This window comes from Chromobacterium sp. INPA-IVC (genome assembly GCF_059047085.1).
The window spans coordinates 364,566-381,047 of record NZ_JBTNLS010000005.1; the positions used below are offsets into that span (position 1 = coordinate 364,566).

Consider the following 16,482-nt stretch of genomic DNA (forward strand, 5'->3'; position numbering starts at 1 on the left):
GAGTCCAGCCATGGCCATGCTGGCATTGGCGGCGCTGGGCGTGGTGTTCGGCGACTTGGGCACCAGCCCGCTGTACGCGCTGCAGGAAGCGTTCAATGGCGATCACGGCGTGCTGCCGACTCCCGACAATGTGGTCGGGGTGGTGTCGCTGTTTTTGTGGTCGCTGATCCTGATGGTCAGCATCAAATACGTGTTGGTGCTGATGCGGGCCGACAACCGGGGCGAGGGCGGCATCCTGGCGTTGTTGGCTCAGATCACCGGCGGACGGACGGATGGCAAGGGGCGCGCCGCTTGGGGCTGGGTGTTGTTGGGCCTGGCCGGCGCGGCGATGCTGTACGGCGACGGGGTGATCACGCCGGCGGTGTCGGTGTTGAGCGCGATGGAAGGGCTGCAGGTGGCGACGCCGGCGCTGGCCGCCTATGTGGTGCCCGCCACCGTCGCCATCCTGGCTTTGCTGTTCATGGTGCAGCCTTTCGGCTCCGGCCGGGTGGGCGTGGCTTTCGGCCCGATACTGGCGGCGTGGTTCGTGGCCATCGCCGCGCTGGGTCTGGCCCAGTTGTGGCACAACCCGGCCATTCTGCAGGCGGCCAACCCTTGGCACGGCATCGCGTATTTCCAGCGCAACGGCTTTGCCGGTTTCGTTTCGCTGGGCGCGGTGGTGCTGTGCCTGACCGGCGCGGAAGCGCTGTACGCCGACATGGGCCATTTCGGCGCGCGGCCGATACGGCTGGCCTGGTATGGCCTGGCGCTGCCGTCGCTGATACTGAGCTATCTGGGGCAGGGCGCGCTGCTGCTCGCGCACCCGCAGTTGTCCGGCAGGCCTTTCTATTCCATGGTGCCGGAGTGGGGGCTGTACCCGATGGTGGCGCTGTCCACGCTGGCCACCATCGTCGCCTCGCAGGCCCTGATCACCGCTGTGTTCTCGCTGACCCACCAGTCGGTGCAGCTGGGCTTCTTCCCCAGGGTGAAGGTGCTGCATACCTCGGGCAGCCACAAGGGCCAGATCTACCTGCCCTTGCTGAACTGGATTCTGATGCTGGCCACGATCGCGGTGGTGCTGGGCTTTCGCGAGTCGGGCAAGCTGGCTGCGGCCTTCGGCCTGGCCGTTTCCACCACCATGGCCATCACCACCGTGCTGTTCGCGGTGCTGGCGCGCCGCCGCTGGCATTGGCCGTGGTGGGCGGTGGCGCTGGTGGCGGGGGGCTTGTTCGCCATCGACCTGGCCTTCTGGCTGGCCAATGTGCTCAAGTTTCTGGATGGCGGCTGGCTGCCTTTGCTGCTAGGCCTGGCGGTGTTCGCGATGATGGGTTGCTGGTTCGGCGGGCGAAGGCTGCAGCGGCATGAAAGCCGCGGCCGCCAGTTGCCGGTGGAGGCCTTGCTCTCCAGCCTGGAGACGCATCCGTTGATGCGGATTCCGGGCGTCGGGGTATTTCTGTCCGAAAGCGCGGACGGCGCGCCGCCGGTGCTGCTGCACCACCTGAAGCATAATCAGGCGCTGCACGAAACCGCGGTCCTGCTGACTTTGCAGATGCTGGACGTGCCGCGGGTCTCCGGCGAGCGCGTGTCGGCGCAGTGGCTGGGGCAGGGGGTGGCCAGGGTGGCGGCGAGCTACGGCTATATGGAGGAGCCGGACGTGCCGGCGGCGATGGCGCGCGCGGCGGAGCTGCTGCGCCTGCCGCCGCTGGAGCCGTTGAGCACCAGCTATTATCTGGGGCGGCAGACGCTGGTGGCCGCGCCGGGCAGCGGCGGCTTCAAGCGCTGGCTGGTCGGCGTCTTCGCCTTCCTCAGGCAGAACGAGCGCAGCGCCACGCTGTACTTCGGCCTGCCGCCCAATCGGGTGGTGGAGCTGGGCGCGCGCATCGAATTGTAGCGTGTCGGCCTCATGGCATTTCTGATCCGGCAGGGCGCGCCGCAGCGCCGGCTTCGCCTTGCCTGCTCTGGGTTCTGCGTTCATTTTCGAACATGACATCTTCGTTTTTTGCGTAAATCGCCTAATCCGGGCTAGGCAATGCCGGCGATCGATGTCATTCTTTCCCGCTTTGATTGTCACCCGCCCGGCGCAGAGCCTGGGCGACGCCGGTTCCGGTCCGCGCGGCAGAACAACAGAGTGAGTTGGATATGAGCAAGAAACAAGACGCGCCCGAGCTGCGGCGCACGCTGCAGGCGCGCCACCTGTCGATGATCGCCATCGGCGGTTCCATCGGCACCGGCCTGTTCCTGGCGTCCGGCGCCACCATCTCCAGCGCGGGCGCCGGCGGCGCGCTGCTGGCTTACGCGCTGGTGGGCCTGATGGTGTACTTCCTGATGACCAGCCTGGGCGAAATGGCCGCCTTCATGCCGGTGTCCGGCTCCTTCCAGGCCTACGGCTCGCGCTTCGTCGATCCGGCCTTCGGCTTCGCCCAGGGCTGGAACTACTGGTACAACTGGGCGATCACCGTCGCGGTGGAGCTGGCCGCGGCCGCCATCATCATGAACTACTGGTACCCCGGCATACCGGGCGTGGTGTGGAGCGGCGGTTTCCTGGCCATCATCTTCGCGCTCAACTATTTCTCGGTGAAGGGCTTCGGCGAGGCCGAGTTCTGGTGCTCCATGTTGAAAGTGGCCACCATCATCGCCTTCATCGTCATCGGCTTCCTGATGATTCTGGGCATCATGACCGAGCCGAATCCGAACCGCATCGCGCCGGGCCTGAATGTGATGATGCAGGGCGACGGCGCCTTCGTCGGCGGCCTGGCTGCCTTCGTCGGCGTCGCCATGGTGGTCGGCTTTTCCTTCCAGGGCACCGAACTGATCGGCGTCGCCGCCGGCGAGTCGGCCAATCCGGGCCGCACCATTCCGCGCGCCGTGCGCCAGATTTTCTGGCGCATCCTGATGTTCTACATGCTGTCCATCCTGATCATCGGCCTGATCCTGCCGCACAACGATCCGTCGCTGCTGAAGAACGACATGAAGGACGTCGGCGCCAGCCCGTTCACGCTGGTGTTCAACCGCGCGGGCCTCGCCTTCGCCGCCAGCCTGATGAACGCGGTGATCCTGTCCGCCATCCTGTCGGCCGGCAATTCCGGCATGTACGCGTCCACCCGCATGCTGTACGCGATGGCCAAGAACGGCATGGCGCCCAAGGTCTTCGGCAAGCTGACCGACAACGGCGTGCCGCGCAACGCGCTGTATGCCACCACGCTGGTGGCCTGCCTGTGCTTCCTGACCTCGCTGTTCCAGAGCAACGCGGTCTACATGTGGCTGCTGAACTCGTCCGGGATGACCGGCTTCATCGCCTGGCTGGGCGTGGCCATCAGCCACTACCGCTTCCGCCGCGCCTATGTGAAGCAGGGCTACAGCCTGGACGATCTGCCGTATAAGGCCAAGTGGTTCCCGCTGGGCCCGGTGTTCGCCTTCGTCTTGTGCCTGCTGATCATGCTGGGCCAGAACTACACCGCCTTCACCGCGGCCAAGGTGGACTGGAACGGCGTCATCGCCACCTATCTGGGCATCCCGCTGTTTGTGGCGCTGTGGTGGGGATACCGCGTCAAGCACAACACCCGGATGGTGCCGCTGGACAAGGTGGAACTGGCCGAGGCCCATCGCAACGCCTTGATGCTGCGGGAAGAAACCCGCGGCGGCAAACCGGCTTCCGCTCAGGCGTGACCGCTCTGGAAAATTGCTTGAAAAAGCCCGCTGGCAAGCGGGCTTTTTTTATGGTTTCATCCGCTATCCTGACAACATTTTAAACCTTCCAGGCGGGGTGCCGTATGCAGTTGCTGTCCACCTTCATTACCAAGTTTCTGTTCGTGATGGCGGCGCTGCTGCCTATCATGAACCCGCCCGGCCTGGTGCCCATCTTCATCTCGATGACGGCGCGTAACACGCCGCAGCAGCGGCGCTACCTGGCGCGGCGCATCGCCGTCTATTGCGCGCTGCTGTTGATCGGCAGCATGTTCGTCGGCGGCTACGTGCTGTCCTTCTTCGGCGTGTCGCTGCCGGTGGTGCAGATGTCAGGCGGCCTGCTGATCACCTTCGCCGCCTGGCGCATGCTGAACGACACGCCGGCCGAGTCCAGCCAGCCGTCGACCGAGCAGGCCAGGGTGGACAGCCAGGCGGAGCTCAAGCAGCGCGCCTTCTACCCGCTGACCTTCCCGCTGACCGTGGGGCCGGGCTCGGTATCGGTGGCCATCACCATCGGCGCCACGCTGACCGGCAGCGGCAAGGGCCTGGTGCGTTTCGTGATCAGTCCGGTGGCGGGTCTCACGGCGGTGCTGGTATGCAGCACCCTGGTTTACCTGTGCTACGCCAACGCCGACAAGCTGTTGCGCTACCTGGGCCAGACCGGCTCGGTGGTGTTCCTGCGGCTGTCCGCCTTCATCTTGCTGTGCCTGGGTGTGCAGATCATGTGGGACGGTTTCGGCGAGCTGGCCAGCCAGTGGCTGCGAGACAACGCCGCGATGCTGCATTGATCGGCATTCCATTGGCGTGCCGCTGGGCCGGCATTTATTGACTTGAGGCAAAGTTGGCGGAGGGAGAAGGCGGCAGACTGTGTTCAATGGCAATCCACTGACTGGAGACGGACATGAGCACAAGCGCTTTCTTCATCCCCTCGCTGAACCTGATGGGCGCGGGCTGTTTGAGACAGGCCGTCGACGCCATGCGCGGCCACGGCTTCCGCCGCGCGCTGATCGTCACCGACCAGGGCCTGGTCAAGGCTGGCCTAGCCGGCAAGGTGGCGAAGATGCTGGGCGACGCCGACATCGAGCCGGTGGTCTTCGACGGGGTCCATCCCAACCCCAGTTGCGCCAACGTCAACGTCGGCCTCGCGCTGCTGCGGGAAAAACAGTGCGACGTGGTGGTGTCGCTGGGTGGCGGCTCGCCGCACGATTGCGCCAAGGGCATCGCGCTGGTGGCGGTGAACGGCGGCAAGATCCAGGATTACGAAGGCGTGGACAAATCGGCCAAGCCGCAGCTGCCGCTGGTGGCGATCAACACCACTGCCGGCACCGCGTCCGAGATGACCCGCTTCTGCATCATCACCGACGAGTCGCGCCACATCAAAATGGCCATCGTCGACAAGCACACCACTCCCATTCTGTCGGTCAACGATCCGGAAACCATGGCCGGCATGCCGGCTTCGCTGACGGCCGCCACCGGCATGGACGCGCTGACTCACGCGGTGGAGGCCTATGTGTCCACCATCGCCACCCCCATCACCGACGCCTGCGCCTTGAAGGCGGTGGAACTGATCGCCGGTTTCCTGCGCCGCGCGGTGAGGGATGGCCAGGACATGGAAGCGCGCGAGCAGATGGCTTACGCGCAATTCCTGGCCGGCATGGCTTTCAACAACGCGTCCTTAGGCTATGTGCACGCGATGGCGCATCAGCTGGGCGGCTTCTACGATCTGCCGCATGGCGTGTGCAACGCGGTGCTGCTGCCGCATGTCCAGGTTTTCAACGCCGCGGTCGCCGGCGAGCGGCTGGGAGATGTGGCCATCGCGCTGGGCGAGAGAGCGCGCAGCGCCGAGGCCGCCATCGCCGCGATCAAGCGCTTGGCCGCCGATGTCGGCATCCCGGCGGGCCTGAAGGAACTGGGCGTCAAGGAGGCGGATATCCCGACGTTGGCGGACAATGCGCTGAAGGACGCTTGCGGCCTGACCAACCCGCGCAAGGGCAGCCATCAGGATGTCTGCTCGATTTTCCGCGCGGCGATGTAGCTGATGGCGGGGCGGAGCGGCCGATGCGTGCGATCGGCAGCTCCGCGAAGCAAAATTTTTTGCCGATATATATCGTATTACGATAGTTTAATTAAAAGCTAAATTAGGCGGCTAGGGCCGGAGGAACTGGTTTGCGCATGCGAAAGCAAGACAGGAGGTAACGATCATGGGAATCGAAATAGGTTTGGAAAGAGCGGAGGGATGCCGGAATCCGCCGGCCGGGGCGTTTCTGGTGGACGGCAAATGGCCGCGAGGATTGCCGCGCTCCGCGCTGGCCGCCGGGCATTGGCTGCCCAGGGTGATGCCGACCGACGAACTGGTGGCCTGGATGCGTTTCCAGCCGCTGCGCTGGACAACTTTCTGCGATATCTATTGGGCCGACATGGGCAACAATCCCGCGCGCTGGCTGCCTTTGCTGAAAGCGATGGAGCAGGGCGAGCTGACGCTGCTGCATAGCGGCGAGCCGGACGAGCATAGCCCGGTGATGGCGCTGAAGGTCTTTTTGCAGCAGCGCTACCGCGAGCGGCAGCTTGAAAAAGCGTAGGCGTGAGCAGTATTGCCATCGGCGGCCGGCCGGGTATGCGCTAGACTGCCGCGCATGATCCACTGTCATTGAAGCCATGGCATGAGCTTGAGCAAGGAAGATTTCGAACGTCTGGCGGATTTTCGCTACCGGCTGCGCCGTTTTCTGCGGTTCAGCGAGGACCTGGCCCAGGATAGCGGCATCACCCCGCTGCAGTATTTGCTGTTGCTGCAGCTGAAAGGCTATCCGGGCCGCAGCTGGGCGACGGTGGCGGAGCTGGCGGAACGGCTGCAGTCCCATCATCACAGCGTGGTGGGGCTGGTCAGCCGCTGCGAGGGGCAGCAGCTGGTGCGGCGCCAGCCTGGGCGCGAGGACAGACGCTGCGTGGAGGTGCACTTGCAGCCCAAGGGCGAAGAGCTGGTGGCCAGGCTGGCCGGCGCGCACCGCGACGAGCTGATCGCCTTGCAGGAGGATGGCGGCTACCTGTCGCTGGACTTGTTGCTGCAGACCAAGCGGCAGCTGCAACTGCCGGAGGAGCTGGGCTAGGCAAATAGCGCGGAGCCGTGTTGCATATGGCTTGATGGCATTTAGTAAACACGCGGTTTTCAGGCAAGATGTCGGGATGCGGTCCGCCGAAGGGGGCGGACAAGAAAGAAAGAGAGAATCATCATGGCATCCGACGCGCCGCATCTTCCGCTGCATCCCGAAACCCTGGCCATCCGCGCCGGCCGCGAGGTCAGCCAGTTCAACGAGCACAGCCAGGGCTTGTACCTCACCTCCAGCTTCACCTACGATTCCGCCGCCCAGGCCGCCGCGATGTTTCTCGGCGAGATCGACGGCTACACCTACACCCGCTTCACCAATCCCACCGTCGCGGCGTTCCAGCAGCGGCTGGCGCAGATGGAGGAGGGAGAGCGCGCCATCGCCACCGCCACCGGCATGGCGGCGATCCAGGCGATCATGATGACGCTGCTGCAGGCCGGCGACCACATCGTGTCGTCGCAAAGCCTGTTCGGCTCCACCACCAATCTGTTCGCCAACCAGCTGTCCAAGTTCGGCGTGGCCACCACCTTTGTGGACGCGCGCGACCTGTCGCTGTGGCGCGAGGCGCTGCAACCGAATACCAAGCTGCTGTTCCTGGAAACGCCGTCCAATCCCTTGACCGAGGTGGCGGACATCGCGGCCATCGCCGATATCGCCCACGCGCACGGCGCGCTTCTGGTGGTGGACAACAGCTTCTGTTCCCCGGCCTTGCAGCAGCCGCTGAAGCTGGGCGCGGATCTGGTCATGCACTCCGCCACCAAGTTCCTGGACGGCCATGGCCGGGTGATGGGCGGCGCGGTGGTGGGCAGCGACAAGCTGATCGAGCAAATCTATCTGCACGTGCGCGCGGCTGGCCCATCGCTGGCGCCGTTCAATGCCTGGACGCTGTTGTCCGGCATGGAGACGCTGCATCTGCGGATGGAGAAGCACAGCGCCAACGCGCTGGAGCTGGCGCGCTGGCTGGAAGCGCAGCCCAATGTGGAGCGCGTCTATTATCCGGGTCTGGAGAGCCATCCTCAGCATGAACTGGCGCTGCGCCAGCAGAAGAGCGGCGGCGCGGTGGTGTCCTTCGTGGTCAAGGGCGGCAGAGAGGCCGCATGGCGGGTGGTGGACGCGGTCCAAGTGATTTCCCGCACCGCCAATCTGGGCGATGTGAAAACCACCATCACCCATCCTTCCAGCACCACGCACGCCCGCGTGACGCCGGAGGCGCGGGAGCGCGCCGGCATCGTCGAGGGACTGTTGCGCGTCAGCGTCGGCCTGGAAAATGTGCGCGACCTTCAACAAGATCTGTTGCGAGGCCTTGACTAAGCGCTTTTAACGCGTGTTTCATTCAAACGGCAGTCTAAAATTAGATTGCCGTTTTTGTTTGCCCTGGGAGATGGGTGGCGAGGCAAGTGGGACATGCCTTGACATCGATCAAGTTAAAACGTAAGTTTGAAACGCTTGTTCGAAAGCTGAGATGAGCAAGACCAAATCACAAAACACAATAAAGGCTCTGGAGATCATGGAGGGCAACCGTCCCGATACCGCAACCCGCATCCTGGACGTCGCGGAACGTCTGTTCGTGGAGCACGGCTTCGAGGCGACTTCTCTGCGAATGATCACCCAGCAGGCCGAGGTGAATCTGGCCGCGGTGAATTATCACTTCGGCTCCAAGGATGCGTTGTTTGAATCCGTGTTTCTGCGCAGGCTGGCTCCCTTGCTGGAGGACTGCCTGGCGGAACTGGATACGCTTGAGGCGCGGGAGGGCGGCTTGCCGCTTGACCAGCTGGTGCTGTCCTTCATACGGCCCTGTCTGGCTCTGTCCAAGGATCCGTCGCGCGGCGGCGCCATGTTCGTGCGCTTGTTGTCGAGGACCCTGGTGGAGAACCACCGCCTGTTGCGCGAGACCATTTCGCAACAGTACAGCGTGTTCGTGCAACGCTATACCAGCGCCTTCCAACGCGCGCTGCCGCACCTGGAGCCGGAGCAGCTCGCCTGGCGGATGCATCTCGCCTTCAGCGTCATGTTCAACGCCTTCGCCGGCAACGATGTGCTGAAAATCTTCACGCGCAGCCAGATCGTTACCGCCCGGGACCCGGACATGATCGTCAAATACCTGGTGCCTTTTGTGATTGCCGGTCTGGTCGCGCCCATCGAAGGCTGATTCCGCATCGCCAGCTCATTACAAGATCACGGCGGCGCATGCGGAACTGAGGGGTCAACACGAGGGTAAACACAATGATTGCTGCCGTTCTTCTGGTCGTGCTGCTCGGCGCGCTGGCGTATTTCGCCGCGCCGGTGCTGGTCTGGACCGTTGGTGTCGCCGCCTGGCTCGCCGCGCTCCAGTTCGTATTCCACTGTCCGGTGCCTGTCGCCGCCTGGGCGGTGTTCGCCGTTGTCGCCGCGGCGCTCAACATCGTGCCGCTGCGCCGCGCCGTTTTCACTGGCCCGGTGTTCGGCGTGTTCAAGAAAATCACGCCCGCGATGTCGCAGACCGAGCAGGAGGCCATCAACGCCGGCACCGTCTGGTGGGATCGCGACCTGTTCTCCGGCAAGCCGGATTACAGCCGCCTGCTGTCCTTTCCGGATCCCAAGCTGACGCCGGAAGAGCAGGCCTTCATCGACGGCCCGACCGAGCAGCTGTGCGGCATGATCGACGACTGGAAGATCACCCATGAGCTGAAGGACCTGCCGCCGGAAGTCTGGCAGTTCATCAAGGATCATGGCTTCCTGGGCATGATCGTCAAAAAGAAATACGGCGGCCTGGAATTCTCCAACTACGCCCACGCTAAAGTCGTGACCAAGATCGCCACCCGCGGCGGCACCGCGGCGGTGACCGTGATGGTGCCCAACTCGCTCGGACCGGGCGAATTGCTGCAGCACTATGGCACTGAGGCGCAGAAAGATTACTACCTGCCGCGTCTGGCCAAGGGCGTGGAAGTGCCGTGTTTCGCGCTGACCAGCCCGTACGCCGGCTCCGACGCGGGCGCCATTCCGGATTACGGCGTGGTCTGCCGCGGCTCTTACACCCATCCGCGCACCGGCGAGCGGTTCGAGAACGTTCTAGGCGTGCGCGTCAGCTGGGAAAAACGCTGGATCACGCTGGCGCCGGTCGCCACTATCCTGGGCTTGGCGTTCAAGATGTACGACCCGGAGCATCTGCTGGGCGACAAGGAAGACATCGGCATCACCTGCGCGCTGGTGCCGACCGAGCACGAGGGCGTTGAAATCGGCCGTCGCCATTTCCCGGGCGGCTCTGCCTTCATGAACGGCCCGACCTGGGGCAAGGACGTGTTCATTCCGCTGGACTGGATCATCGGCGGACGCGAATACGCCGGCCAGGGCTGGCGCATGCTGGTCGAGTGCCTGTCGGTCGGCCGCTGCATCTCGCTGCCGGCGATGTCCGTCGCCTGCGGCAAGCTGACCACCTGGACCACCGGCGCGTATGCCCGCATCCGCGACCAGTTCGGCCTGCCCATCGGCAAGTTCGAGGGCGTGGACGAGGCAATGGCCCGCATCGGCGGCTTCACCTACCAGATGGAAGCGTCGCAGGACCTGGCGCTGACCGCGCTCGACAACGGCGAAAAGCCGTCGGTGCTGTCTGCCATCCTGAAGTACCACAATACCGAGCGCATGCGCAAAACCCTGAACGATGCGATGGACGTGCACGGCGGCAAGACCGTGGTGCTGGGCCCGCGCAACTACCTGGCGCGCGGATATCAGGCGGTGCCGATCGGCATCACCGTGGAAGGCGCCAACATCCTGACCCGTTCGATGATCATCTACGGGCAGGGCGCGATCCGCTGCCATCCGTTCGTGCTGCGCGAGATGAAGTCGGCGATGACCGATGACGGCGCCGAATTCGACAAGGCCATCACCGGCCATATCAATTTCGTGATCAGCAACTTCGTCCGTTCGCTGTGGCTGGGCCTGACCTGCGCCCGCTTCGCGTCCAGTCCGAAGGGCGGCGTCACCGCGGCGTACTACAAGCGCGTCACTCGCCTCTCCAGCGCCTTCGCGTTGCTGTCCGACATGGCGATGTTCAGCCTGGGCGGCTCGCTGAAGTTCCGCGAGAAGCTGTCGGCCCGTCTGGGCGACATGCTGTCCGGCCTGTATATCGCCACGGCCAGCCTGAAGCGTTTCGAGCGCGACGGCGCGCCGAAGGAAGACATCGCCGTGATGAGCTGGGCGGTGGAGAACGCCCTGTACGACGTGCAGGTGGCGATGGACGGCTTCCTGGCCAACCTGCCTAGCCGCGGCCTGGCCTGGCTGCTGCGCCGCGTGATCTTCCCGTGGGGCCTGACCCTGAAGCCGGCCTCCGATCGCGTCGGCACCAAGGTCGCCCGCGCGATGATGGAGCCGGGCGCCACCCGCGACCGCCTGACCCATGGCATGTATGTGCCGAAGTCGGAGGCCGATCCGGTGGGCGTGCTGGATCACGCGCTGCACGCCATTCTGGCCACCGAGCCGGTGGAGCAGAAGCTGCGCAAGCTGGCGCGCGACGGCAAGTTCAAGACCATCACCGCGCGCGAGCGTCTGGCGGAAGCGCTGCAGACCGGCCTGATCAACCAGGAAGAGTTCGACGCGGTCACCCGCGCCCGCAAGCTGAAGCGCGACGTGATCATGGTGGACGACTTCGACAAGAAGCTGGATCAGCATGACGAACAATTGCTGCAGCGCCTGATTTTCTAAATCCGGCAACGTGGTACCATGCGCCGGATGCCGCATGCATCCGGCGTTGAGCAAAGCGGCCGCGCCTGTTGCGGCCGTTTTTCTCAGCGCTTCGCTTTCAAGGGGGTAGGGGATGGAACAGCAGGAACACCGGACTCCGGTATTGCGGGTGCGCGCCTTGCCCACCAGCACCAATGCCTATGGCCGGGTCCAGGCGGGCTGGCTGATGAGCCAGATCGACATGGCGGGCAGCTTGGACGCCGAGCGGCTGTCCCGCGGCCCGGTGACGACGGTGGCCGTCAACGCCTTCCAGTTCGCCGCGCCCATCCTGTTGGGCGATGTGGTGGATCTGTATGTGGAGCGCCTGCGGATCGGCCAGAAATCCATCACGCTGAAGATCTCCGTCGAGGCCGAACGCATGGATGGCTCCCACATCCGCATCACTGAAGTGATCGCCACTTTCGTCGCGGTGGATACCGACGGCAAGTCCAGATTGCTGGGCGATTCCTAGCCTAAATGTGGTGGCGGAAACAAATTGTTGTGGAAATGTTGCATTAAACGAACGTTTGGAACAAAAGCTCTGATATCTGGTTGGATTGCTCTAATTCTCTGGTAGCATCAATGATGCTGCGGTCAATGACCGAGTCATCGTTAATGAAAATATCCAAGCTACAATAGAGAGGGAAGCATGAAGCTCAAGCATCTCAGCCTGTCCGTGATGATCATGGGCACCGCGCTCGGTCTGGCATCGACTCAGGCTGCGGCCTCGGGTTATCAGTTCGGCTCGCAGAGCGTCTCCGGCCAGGGCACCGCCCACGCCAACGGAGCAGAGGCCAACGATCCTTCCACCATCTTCACCAACCCGGCCGGCCTGTCCCGGCTGGATGGCACCCAGCTCGTCATCGGCGGCACCCTGGTGGTTCCGCACTCCGAATATACCGATAACGGTTCCACCACTACGGGTGCTTTGGGTTTCCCCGCGCATGCAACCGGTGGTGGCAACGGCGGCACGTTCGCGCCCAAGGCGGTAGCCGCGCCGACCTTCTACCTATCACACAAGATCAACGACAAGATCACCGCCGGCATCGGCATGTATGTGCCTTACGGCGCCAAGCTGGACTATGGCTTCGATTGGGCCGGCCGCTACGCGCTGAAGAGCATCAACCTGCAGTCTCTGAACATCAACCCGTCCATCTCCTTCAAGCTGGATGAGCGCCACTCCTTCGGTTTCGGCGTGTCTGCCCAGTATATGGATGCGACGCTGGAGCAAATGGCGGATGCGACGACTGGATTGAATGCGGCGCTGTATCAGAAGGTTCTGGCTGCAACTGGTAGCGCTGCTGCTGCTGCTGGCGCGGTGGGTCAAGCTGGAATCAAGGGCGATGGCCTAGCGCATGTGGAGGGGAATGATTGGGGCTTTGGCTGGAACATCGGTTACATGTTCCAATTGGATGAAAACACACGATTTGGTTTGGCTTATCGTTCCAGCGTCAAGCAGACTTTGAGCGGTTCCTCCACTTGGACGTTCAATAACGTCACTAATAACGCGCTTGCTGGATTGGGCATTGGCGCGAATACCTTGTGGCAGCAGGCTAAGGCCAAGCATCCTGATGCATCTGCTTCCGTTGACGTAACCACTCCGGAAACCGCATCCGCCAACTTCTTCCATCAGTTGAACCCGAAGGTGGCGTTGATGGGCGATGTGACCTGGGTGCGCAACTCGCGCATGCAGCAGATCGACATCAAGCAATCTGCGGTGAACGGTGTTGCGCAAGGCGATTTGGTGCTGCACCAGAACTGGAAGGATACCTGGCGCGTGTCGTTCGGCTCCAACTACCAGCTGAACGATTCCTGGATGTTGCGCGGCGGTGTGGCCTGGGAGCAGGCTCCGCTGCAGTCCGACGACCAGCGTCACCCGGCCATCCCGGACAGCGACCGCATCTGGCTGTCGTTCGGCGCCAATTACAAGATCAACAAGCAGAGCTCGCTTGATCTGGCCTACAGCTTCATCGACTTCAAGAACGCCAACGTCAACTATACTGACAGCTGCACCCCGGCTGGCGTGAGCCCGACTACCGGTGCGGCATGTACCGGCAACGGCGGCACGGTCAAAGGCAGCTACAAGACTTATCTGCAGCTGATCGGCGTGCAATACAACTACCGTTTCTAAGCGGCTGCGCGCCGTCGTAAAACCGGTTCGGGGCGGGCGCGCAAGCGTTCGCCCCGCTTGCTTTGGACGACCCGGCGGCGTTGTTGCGCTCGCGCCAGCGCCGCATGCGATTTTTTTGCAAAACCTGCTTTGATTTTGCCCAAAATGGGTTAGACTAATCCAGCATAAAAGCGAGTGTTTGATATTTTATCTATGCCCGCGATATGGCCGTCGTTTGCGCTCGAGGAGAGCCGATTGCGGTCCAGACCGGAACAATAGCGATTATCCCCGGTCGTTTCTATCAAGCAGTACCCGCCCGCGCCGCGTCAGCCCCTGCCGGCGCAGGGCAATGGGCAAGGACGATTTCAACGCCCGTCCTTGAAGCAAGCAGGACAGGTTGAGAGGGGCCTGTCTCATGTGTGTTTCAACAAAACGAGGAAACCATGTCTCAAACCAAATTCAATGTACGCAAGGTTGCCGTGCTCGGCGCTGGCGTGATGGGGGCGCAGATCGCCGCCCACCTGGTGAACGCCAAAGTACCGACCATCCTGTTTGACCTTCCGGCCAAGGAAGGCGACAAGAACGGCATCGCGCTGAAGGCCATCGACGGTCTGAAGAAGCTGAAACCCTCTCCGCTGGCCGGCAGCGATGTGGTCGCCCACATCCAGCCCGCCAATTACGACGACCACCTGCACCTGCTGAAGGACTGCGATCTGGTGATCGAAGCCATCGCCGAGCGCATGGACTGGAAGGTGGATCTGTACCACAAGGTGGCGCCGCATCTGGGCGAGCACACCATCTTCGCCACCAATACTTCCGGCCTGTCGATCAACAAGCTGGCCGAAGGCTGCCCGGATTCGGTTCGCCCGCGCTTCTGCGGCGTGCACTTCTTCAACCCGCCGCGCTACATGCATCTGGTTGAGATCATCCCCTGCGTGACCTCTGACGCCCACATCCTGGACAATCTGGAGCGCTTCCTGGTGTCCACGCTGGGCAAGGGCGTGGTCCGCGCCAAGGACACCCCGAACTTCGTGGCCAACCGCATCGGCGTATTCTCGATGCTGGCCACCATTGCCAACGCCGCCAAGTACGGCATCCGCTTCGATGTGGTGGACGACCTGACCGGCCCGCGCCTGGGCCGCCCGAAGTCCGCCACCTTCCGCACTGCCGATGTTGTAGGCCTGGATACCTTCGCCCACGTGGTGAAAACCATGCAGGACACGCTGCCGCAAGACCCGTGGCACAGCCTGTTCGCTACGCCTGACTGGATGCAGCAGCTGATCGCGAACGGCGCGCTGGGCTCCAAGACCCGCGCCGGCATCTACAAGAAAGACGGCAAGCGCATGCTGGTGCTCGACCCGGCCAAGGGCGAGTATGTCGGTTCCGGCGAAAAGGGCGACGACGCGGTCAAGGACATCCTGAAGATTGCGAACCCAGCCGAGAAATTCCAGAAGCTGCGCGAAAGCGAGCATCCGCAGGCGCAATTCCTGTGGGCCTGCTTCCGCGACGTGTTCCACTACATTTCCTTCCACCTGGGCGACATCGCCAACTGCGCGCGCGACGTGGACTTCGCCATTCGCTGGGGCTTCGGCTGGTCCGCAGGTCCGTTCGAAACCTGGCAATCCGCCGGCTGGCAGCAGGTGGCCAAGTGGCTGAAGGAAGACATCGCCGCCGGCAAGACCCTGGCCAAGGCCGAGCTGCCGGCCTGGGTGCTGGAAAGCGACCGCGCCGGCGTGCATTTCGCCGACGGCTCCTACAATGCCGCCGACAAGAAGCTGGTGGGCCGCTCCACGCTGGACGTTTACCAGCGCCAGCTGGCTCCGGCCAAGGTGCTGGGCGAGAAGGCCGAGCAACTGGGCGAGACCGTGTTCGAGAACGAGGGCGTGCGCGCCTTCACCACCGGCGATGAAGTGCTGGTGGTGTCGTTCAAGTCCAAGGCCCACGCTATCGGCCCGGCCGTGCTGGATGGCCTGAATACCGCGCTGGACATCGCCGAGGACCGCTTCAAGGGTCTGGTGATCTGGCAGACCGAAGAGCCGTTCTCCGTCGGCGCCGACCTGCAGTCGATGATGCCGGCCTTCATGATGGGCGACTGGGACGCGATCGACGCGATGATCGGCCGCTTCCAGTCCACCGCGCTGCGTCTGCGCTACAGCCAGGTTCCGACCGTGGCGGCGACCCAGGGCTATGTGTTCGGCGGCGGCTGCGAGTTCGCGATGCACTGCGACAAGACCGTGGCCGCGCTGGAATCCTACGTCGGTCTGGTGGAAGTGGGCGTCGGCCTGCTGCCGGGCGGCGGCGGCTGCAAGGAATTCGCGCTGCGCGCTTCGCAGGAGTCCAAAGGCGATCTGCTGGCCGCGCTGAAAGACTACTTCATGAACATCGCCACCGCCAAGGTCGCCACCAGCGGCGTGGAAGCGCAGGAGCTGGGCTTCTTCCGCAAGGGCGACTCGGTAGTGTTCAACGCTTACGAACTGCTGTACGTCGCCAAGAAGCAGGCGCTGGCGCTGGCCGAATCCGGCTACCGCCCGCCGCTGAAGGTGAAGGGCTTCCCGGTTGCCGGCCGTTCCGGCGCGGCGTCGATCAAGGGCCAGTTGGTGAACATGCTGGAAGGCAATTTCATCAGCCAGCACGACTTCTTCATCGCCTCGCAGATCGCCGACGTGATGACCGGCGGCGACTTGGAGGCCGGCACCCTGGTCAACGAGCAATGGATTCTGGAACTGGAGCGCAAGGCCTTCATGACCTTGCTGAAAAACTCCAAGACCCAGGACCGCATCGCCAATATGCTGACCACCGGCAAGCCGCTGCGCAACTAAGTGTTTGGGGGCGATTCTGCTGCGCGCGCCGATCTCGAATGCTGTGATGCTCGCCGTACCGCATGTACGGCTGCGCTTCTCGCTTCGATCTCGG

12 protein-coding genes are annotated in these 16,482 nt (G+C 63.4%); all 12 read left to right on the forward strand.

The window, feature by feature from the left end:
- Positions 1 to 10 precede the first annotated feature (10 nt).
- The 12 genes from ACX17K_RS11435 (at position 11) to ACX17K_RS11490 (ending at position 16,388) form a co-directional block, all read left to right on the forward strand.
- Positions 11 to 1,870, forward strand: coding sequence for a potassium transporter Kup (locus tag ACX17K_RS11435; protein ID WP_493774888.1), 1,860 nt, complete (start codon positions 11 to 13; stop codon positions 1,868 to 1,870).
- Positions 1,871 to 2,118: 248 nt separating this feature from the next.
- Positions 2,119 to 3,645, forward strand: coding sequence for an amino acid permease (locus ACX17K_RS11440; protein ID WP_231154036.1), 1,527 nt, complete (start codon positions 2,119 to 2,121; stop codon positions 3,643 to 3,645).
- 104 nt (positions 3,646 to 3,749) lie between these two features.
- Positions 3,750 to 4,451 (forward strand): MarC family protein, encoded by a 702-nt coding sequence (locus ACX17K_RS11445; protein WP_021476030.1) that lies wholly within the window; start codon positions 3,750 to 3,752, stop codon positions 4,449 to 4,451.
- 113 nt (positions 4,452 to 4,564) lie between these two features.
- Positions 4,565 to 5,698, forward strand: coding sequence for an L-threonine dehydrogenase (gene yiaY, locus ACX17K_RS11450; protein WP_493774889.1), 1,134 nt, complete (start codon positions 4,565 to 4,567; stop codon positions 5,696 to 5,698).
- Between the two features lie 166 nt (positions 5,699 to 5,864).
- Complete coding sequence (locus ACX17K_RS11455; protein ID WP_493774890.1) at positions 5,865 to 6,242, forward strand: DUF488 domain-containing protein; 378 nt, start codon at positions 5,865 to 5,867, stop codon at positions 6,240 to 6,242.
- A gap of 81 nt (positions 6,243 to 6,323) precedes the next feature.
- Positions 6,324 to 6,767, forward strand: coding sequence for a MarR family transcriptional regulator (locus ACX17K_RS11460; RefSeq protein ID WP_021476033.1), 444 nt, complete (start codon positions 6,324 to 6,326; stop codon positions 6,765 to 6,767).
- 123 nt (positions 6,768 to 6,890) lie between these two features.
- Complete coding sequence (locus ACX17K_RS11465) at positions 6,891 to 8,075, forward strand: O-succinylhomoserine sulfhydrylase (protein WP_493774891.1); 1,185 nt, start codon at positions 6,891 to 6,893, stop codon at positions 8,073 to 8,075.
- 196 nt (positions 8,076 to 8,271) lie between these two features.
- Positions 8,272 to 8,913 carry a TetR/AcrR family transcriptional regulator gene (locus ACX17K_RS11470; RefSeq protein ID WP_493774892.1) on the forward strand — a complete coding sequence of 214 codons (642 nt, stop codon included), beginning with the start codon at positions 8,272 to 8,274 and terminating at the stop codon, positions 8,911 to 8,913.
- 74 nt (positions 8,914 to 8,987) lie between these two features.
- Positions 8,988 to 11,441: an acyl-CoA dehydrogenase gene (locus tag ACX17K_RS11475; protein ID WP_493774893.1), complete on the forward strand. Its 2,454-nt coding sequence runs from the start codon at positions 8,988 to 8,990 to the stop codon at positions 11,439 to 11,441.
- A 112-nt stretch (positions 11,442 to 11,553) separates the two neighbouring features.
- Complete coding sequence (locus ACX17K_RS11480) at positions 11,554 to 11,931, forward strand: acyl-CoA thioesterase (protein WP_493774894.1); 378 nt, start codon at positions 11,554 to 11,556, stop codon at positions 11,929 to 11,931.
- Positions 11,932 to 12,108: 177 nt separating this feature from the next.
- A complete protein-coding gene (locus ACX17K_RS11485) occupies positions 12,109 to 13,590 on the forward strand; it encodes an OmpP1/FadL family transporter (RefSeq protein WP_493774895.1) in 1,482 nt (493 codons plus the stop codon).
- Positions 13,591 to 14,012: 422 nt separating this feature from the next.
- Positions 14,013 to 16,388, forward strand: a complete 2,376-nt coding sequence (locus ACX17K_RS11490; RefSeq protein WP_493774896.1) for a 3-hydroxyacyl-CoA dehydrogenase/enoyl-CoA hydratase family protein — start codon at positions 14,013 to 14,015, stop codon at positions 16,386 to 16,388.
- Positions 16,389 to 16,482: the final 94 nt, after the last annotated feature.